The organism is Campylobacter sp. BCW_4321 (assembly GCF_001763075.1).
In the GTDB taxonomy this organism is placed as follows: Bacteria; Campylobacterota; Campylobacteria; order Campylobacterales; family Campylobacteraceae; genus Campylobacter_D; species Campylobacter_D jejuni.
The window spans coordinates 1-1,693 of the sequence record NZ_MJYA01000061.1 but is presented as its reverse complement, the minus strand read 5'-3'; the positions used below and the strand labels follow the sequence as shown (position 1 = coordinate 1,693).

Below are 1,693 nucleotides of genomic sequence, written 5' to 3'. Positions count from 1 at the left end.
AAGCTAAATTTGGATTTTTCTTTACTTTAAATTTATAAGCCTTTTGTTCTTGTTTATGTGAAACAACAATACTTAATATTATAAAAGGTAAAGATAGATAACCTAACACACTTTTAGAATTTAAAATCAAAGCTTGTCCTAGTTTATAAGAAAGTTGGTTTTGAATTCTTGTTTTAGCTTTTCCGTAATTATTTTGGAAATTTAGTGTTTCATTTAAACCATGAATTTGATTTTCCTTTATAGTTAATAGGCTCTCTTTATTTTCTAATGATGTATTTAAATTATGAATTTGATTAGTTTGATTACTGAGCTCTTGGTTTTTAATTTCTAAAGTTTGATTAAGATTGAGAATATTTTCATTTTTTGTTTTAATGATATCTGCTATAAATTCAGCTATTTTATCCCAATATTCTGGTTTCATTTCTCTAAGCTCATAGTTTTCTTTATAAGTGCTCATATCTTTTTTGGGAAATAATCTTTCTTTATGTGGAAAAAATTCTTTTCTAACCCATTCATTCGACTTTTCAAAATAATCTATATAAGATTGATATATTTCTTTTGGTGGTTGAAATTTAAGCTCAGGGTTTTTTGAGGTAAAATGTTTGTCAAAAAAAGGTATTAGATCATAATATCTAGGATAAATATAAAAACTAGAAAATTTATTAAGAGATGATAGTAATTCCATCCCAATTAAATCTAAAGATATGTTCGAATTGTCAATATTTTCAAATCCTTTTTTATCAATATTGATAATATTCAAAAAATCATAAAGAAGATTTTGTTCAACAAAATCTTCTTTATTAAATGGTCTTATAATAACATTTTCCTTTGTAAAAATATTTAAATACCAAGATAATATTTTTTTATATTCTAGTATATGCTTTAAAAAAGGATTTTGAAAATACTTTTTAAATGCCAACTCATTATCTGTCCAATTTTTTAAAAATTCTGAGCATAAAGATTGCCATACATCTTCGGGAGGTCTTAGATATACAATAATATAGACTTTCATAAAACCTAAAAAATTTAATATTTTTTTTAAATTTAAAACACTATGTTGAGAATCAATCATAGCCCAAAAAGCTTCTGATGATATTAGAATATTATCAACGCAACTTGTATTAATTTCTTTTTTCAATAACATAATTTTTTTATCTACGATAGAATCGTTATAATTATTGCACAATATACTCAAATCCCAATGTTGAGGATCATATTCTTTATTCAAAATAAATGATTCTGGATATAAAAAATTATTATATAAAAGAATACTTTTATTTTTATGTAAAAATTTTTGAATACTTGTTGTTCCTGTTTTTGGTGTCCCTATATGAATATAAGCAGTTTTCATTGTTTTTTCCTAAATTTCTTATAAAGCTTAAAAACTCTATAAGGCAATAAGAATAATCTACCTTTATACCAATTTTTACTAGCCTTAATAAATTCTTCTCCTAATTTATAAGAAAAATGATTTTTTATTTTTAAAGCTTCATTATAATCATCATATGAACTTAAAGGAGGTAAAGCTAAATTTGGATTTTTCTTTACTTTAAATTTATAAGCTTTTTGTTCTTGTTTATGTGAAATAACAATACTTAATATTATAAAAGGTAAAGATAAAAAACCGAATACACTTTTAGAATTTAAAATCAAAGCTTGTCCTAGTTTATAAGAAAGTTGGTTTTGAATTCTT

Annotated in this window: 2 pseudogenes; both read right to left on the bottom strand. The window is 22.9% G+C overall.

The features are described from left to right. Nucleotides 1-1,351 (bottom strand): annotated as a pseudogene (locus AJN58_RS10390) (hypothetical protein); the annotation flags it as partial. Then, nucleotides 1,348-1,693: pseudogene (locus AJN58_RS07475) on the bottom strand (alpha-2,3-sialyltransferase); the annotation flags it as partial. The pseudogenes AJN58_RS07475 and AJN58_RS10390, both read right to left, overlap by 4 nt.